The organism is Frankia umida (genome assembly GCF_023242945.1).
In the GTDB taxonomy this organism is placed as follows: domain Bacteria; phylum Actinomycetota; class Actinomycetes; order Frankiales; family Frankiaceae; genus Frankia; species Frankia umida.
The window spans coordinates 6,783-6,987 of sequence record NZ_JALKFT010000067.1 but is presented as its reverse complement, the minus strand read 5'-3'; the positions used below and the strand labels follow the sequence as shown (position 1 = coordinate 6,987).

1 protein-coding gene is annotated in these 205 nt (G+C 73.7%); it reads left to right on the top strand.

Going from position 1 to position 205, the window contains the following annotated elements; translation table 11 throughout:
• A partial coding sequence (locus tag MXD59_RS25580; protein WP_248827132.1) for a hypothetical protein occupies window positions 1-205 on the top strand: 205 nt, incomplete at both ends.

Here is a 205-nt window from a genome sequence, read left to right as displayed (position 1 = left end):
CCGCCGAACGAACCAGTGGAGCCGCCCTGAGCGCCACCGCCACCGAACGAACCAGTGGAGCCACCCTGAGCGCCACCAGGTCCGAAGGAGCCGGTCGAGCCGCCCTGGGCGCCGCCGCCGCCGAACGAACCAGTGGAGCCGCCCTGAGCGCCACCGCCACCGAACGAACCAGTGGAGCCACCCTGAGCGCCACCGGGCCCGAAGG